Origin of the sequence: Mycobacterium sp. (genome assembly GCF_049280035.1) — a bacterium.
Lineage (GTDB): Bacteria > Actinomycetota > Actinomycetes > Mycobacteriales > Mycobacteriaceae > Mycobacterium.
Window position 1 is genome coordinate 1 of the sequence record NZ_JBAPPI010000856.1, and the last position, 4,114, is coordinate 4,114.

The following is a 4,114-nucleotide window of genomic DNA, read 5'->3' on the forward strand; positions in this document are numbered from 1 at the left end:
TTGACCTACGCCGGTTTCCCATTGGCCGAGATCCACGCCGACGGCTCGTCGGTGATCACCAAGCACCCGGGCACCGGCGGGTTGGTCAGCGTTGACACCGTCACCGCACAACTGCTCTACGAGGTCATCGGCGCCCGCTACGCCAACCCGGACGTAACGGCCCGGATGGACACCATCGAGTTGTCCGCCGACGGCGCCGATCGGGTGCGCATCAGCGGGGTGGCCGGTGAACCGCCGCCGCCCACGCTGAAGGTCTCGCTGAACAGCATCGGCGGGTTCCGTAATGCGATGACGTTCGTGTTGACCGGCCTGGACATCGACGAGAAGGCCGAGTTGGTGCGTCGCCAGTTGGAGGCTGCGCTGACCGTCAAGCCCGCGGAGTTGGAGTGGACCCTGGCCCGCACCGAGCACCCCGACGCCGACACCGAAGAAACGGCCAGCGCGCTACTGCGCTGCGTGGTCCGCGACTCCGATCCCGCGAATGTGGGTCGCCAGTTTTCCTCGGCCGCAGTGGAATTGGCACTGGCCAGCTATCCGGGCTTTACCGTCACCGCCCCTCCCGGCGACGGTCAGGTGTACGGGGTGTTCACCGCCGGCTACGTCGACGCTTCGAAAGTGCCGCATGTCGCCGTGCACGCCGACGGGACCGGGACCTACATCCCTTGTGCCACCGAGACTCTCAAGCTTGTTCCAGCCGACCCGCCGCCGCTGCCTGAGCCATTGCCTTTCGCCCCGACTCGGCGGGTACCGCTGGGCCGGATCGCCGCGGCCCGCAGCGGCGACAAGGGCGGGTCGGCCAATGTCGGAGTATGGGTGCGCACCGACGAGCAGTGGCGCTGGGTGGCCAACACGCTGACCGTCGAGCTGCTCAAGGAGTTGCTGCCCGAGACGGCCGAGCTGCCGGTCACCCGTCACCTGCTGCCCAACCTGCGCGCGCTGAATTTCGTCATTGAGGAGATCCTCGGCCAGGGCGTCGCCTACCAAGCGCGTTTCGACCCGCAGGCCAAGGGGCTGGGCGAATGGCTGCGCAGCCGCCACGTCGACATTCCGGAAGGGCTGCTGTGAACATCTGGGCCACACCCGAACGCAACCAGCTTCGTAAGACGGTGCGCTCCTTCGCTGAGCGAGAGATCTTGCCCCACATCGACGAGTGGGAGCGCATCGGTGAGTTGCCGCGCGAGCTGCACCGGCGCGCGGGCGCTGCCGGGCTGCTGGGGGCGAACTTCCCCGAGGCTGTCGGTGGCGGTGGCGGAGATGGCGCCGACGCTGTGATCGTCTGCGAAGAGCTGCACGAGGCCGGTGTTCCCGGCGGCGTGTTCGCGTCGCTGTTCACCTGCGGCATCGCGGTGCCGCACATGATCGCGTCCGGTGATGCGGTGCTGATCGAGAAGTTCGTCCGCCCGACATTGGCCGGCGAGCTGATCGGTGCGTTGGCCATCACCGAGCCCGGCGGCGGCTCCGATGTCGGCCACTTGCGGACCACGGCGGCGCGGGACGCTGATCACTACGTGGTCAACGGCGCAAAGACCTACATCACCTCCGGGGTACGTGCCGACTACGTCGTCACCGCGGTGCGCACCGGTGGCCCTGGCGCTGCGGGAGTTTCGTTGCTGGCGGTCGAGAAAGGCACGCCGGGATTCGAGGTCAGCCGCAAGCTGGACAAGATGGGTTGGCGCTCGTCGGACACCGCGGAGCTGTCCTATGTGGACGCCGCGGTACCGGCGGCCAACCTGGTCGGTGCGGAGAACAGCGGCTTCGCCCAGATCGCGCAGGCATTCGTCGCCGAGCGCATCGCCCTTGCCGCGCAGGCCTATTCGAGCGCACAGCGATGCCTCGACATCACCGCACAATGGTGCCGCGACCGCGAGACGTTCGGCCGGCCCCTGATATCTCGGCAAGCCGTGCAGAACACGCTGGCCGAGATGGCCCGTCGCATCGATGTCGCGCGCGTCTACTCGCACCACGTGGTGGAGCGCCAACTGGCCGGCGAGACCAACCTGATCGCGCAGGTGTGTTTCGCCAAGAACACCGCCGTCGAGGCGGGCGAATGGGTGGCCAACCAAGCCGTTCAACTGTTCGGCGGCATGGGATACATGTCCGAGTCCGAGGTCGAACGCCAGTACCGCGATATGCGAATCATCGGCATCGGCGGCGGCACAACTGAAATCCTGACCTCACTGGCCGCCAAGACACTCGGGTATCAATCGTGACCACGCTGCAGTCGACGCTTGACCCTAAGGGTGACGCCTATTCCGACGCGGCGGCAGCGGCGAGCACACGACTCATTGAAATCGAAGCCGAGCTCGCCAAAGCGCTCGGCGGTGGCGGGCCCAAGTATGTCGAGCGCCACCACGCCCGCGGCAAGCTGACCGCCCGGGAGCGCATCGAGCTGCTCGTCGACCCCGACTCCCCGTTCCTGGAGCTGAGTCCGCTGGCGGCGTGGGGCAGCGCGTTCACGGTCGGTGCCAGCCTCGTCACGGGCATCGGCGCGGTATCCGGCGTGGAATGCATGATCGTCGCCAATGACCCGACGGTCAAAGGTGGCACCAGCAACCCCTGGACATTGCGAAAAATTCTGCGGGCCAACCAGATTGCCTTCGAAAACCGGCTGCCCGTCATTTCGCTGGTGGAATCCGGCGGGGCCGACCTTCCCACCCAGAAGGAAATCTTTATCCCCGGCGGCCAAATGTTCCGCGACCTGACCCGGCTGTCGGCGGCCGGCATCCCGACGATTGCGCTGGTGTTCGGCAACTCCACCGCGGGCGGTGCGTACGTGCCGGGGATGTCCGATCACGTGGTGATGATCAAAGAACGTTCGAAGGTCTTTCTGGCCGGCCCACCGCTGGTCAAGATGGCCACCGGCGAGGAATCCGACGACGAGTCGCTGGGCGGCGCCGAAATGCACTCCCGCGTCTCGGGTTTGGGTGACTACTTCGCGGTTGACGAACTCGACGCGATCCGCATCGGGCGTCGCATCGTCGCGCGGCTCAACTGGGCCAAACAGGGACCCGCGCCGGGACCGGTCGCCGAGCCACTGTTCGACGCTGAGGAACTGATCGGCATTGCGCCCGCCGATCTGCGCATTCCGTTCGACCCGCGCGAAGTGATCGCCCGCATCGTCGACGGCTCGGAGTTCGACGAGTTCAAGGCGCTTTATGGCTCGTCGCTGGTTACCGGCTGGGCGAGGTTGCACGGCTACCCGCTGGGCATCCTGGCCAACGCCCGCGGCGTGCTCTTCAGCGAGGAGTCGCAAAAGGCCACCCAGTTCATCCAGCTGGCCAACCGGTCCAACACGCCACTGTTGTTCTTGCACAACACCACCGGATACATGGTGGGTAAGGACTATGAAGAGGGCGGCATGATCAAGCACGGATCGATGATGATCAACGCCGTGTCCAACTCCACCGTGCCGCATATCTCCCTGCTGATCGGCGCTTCGTACGGTGCCGGCCATTACGGCATGTGCGGCCGCGCCTACGACCCGCGGTTCTTGTTCGCTTGGCCCAGTGCCAAAGCCGCCGTGATGGGTGGCGCGCAGCTGGCCGGGGTGTTGTCGATCGTGAGCAGGGCCGCCGCCGAGGCGCGCGGCCAGCAAGTCGACGAGGAAGCCGACGCGGCGATGCGGGCCGCCGTCGAAGGCCAGATCGAGGCCGAGTCGCTCCCGTTGGTGCTGTCCGGGATGCTTTACGACGACGGGGTGATCGACCCGCGCGACACCCGTACCGTTCTGGGAATGTGTTTGTCCGCCATAGCCAATGGCCCGATCAAGGGGACGTCGAACTTCGGCGTCTTCCGGATGTGACGCTGATGCGAATCACGCGAGTTCTGGTTGCAAACCGCGGCGAGATCGCCCGGCGGGTGTTCGCGACGTGCCGCCGGCTGGGCCTGGGCACCGTCGCTGTCTACACCGATCCCGACGCCGGGGCGCCGCATGTCGCCGAGGCCGACGCCCGCGTCCGGCTGCCGCGAACTAATGACTATCTGAACGCCGAGGCGATCATCGCGGCGGCGCGCGCCGCGGGCGCCGACGCGGTGCACCCCGGCTACGGATTCCTCTCGGAGAACGCCGAGTTCGCCGCCGCCGTGCAAGCCGCGGGCCTGATTTGGGTTGGGC

Annotated in this window: 4 protein-coding genes; all 4 read left to right on the top strand. The window is 66.8% G+C overall.

From position 1 onward, the window contains the following. A partial coding sequence (locus WAN71_RS27350; protein WP_422228324.1) for an acyclic terpene utilization AtuA family protein occupies positions 1-1,065 on the top strand: 1,065 nt, incomplete at its 5' end. After that, a complete protein-coding gene (locus WAN71_RS27355) occupies positions 1,062-2,210 on the top strand; it encodes an acyl-CoA dehydrogenase family protein (protein ID WP_422228325.1) in 1,149 nt (382 codons plus the stop codon). The genes WAN71_RS27350 and WAN71_RS27355, both read left to right, overlap by 4 nt. After that, a complete protein-coding gene (locus WAN71_RS27360) occupies positions 2,207-3,802 on the top strand; it encodes an acyl-CoA carboxylase subunit beta (protein WP_422228326.1) in 1,596 nt (531 codons plus the stop codon). The genes WAN71_RS27355 and WAN71_RS27360 overlap by 4 nt, the downstream gene beginning before the upstream one ends. 5 nt (positions 3,803-3,807) lie before the next feature. Then, positions 3,808-4,114: biotin carboxylase N-terminal domain-containing protein (locus WAN71_RS27365; RefSeq protein WP_422228327.1), on the top strand; the 307-nt coding region annotated here is incomplete at its 3' end.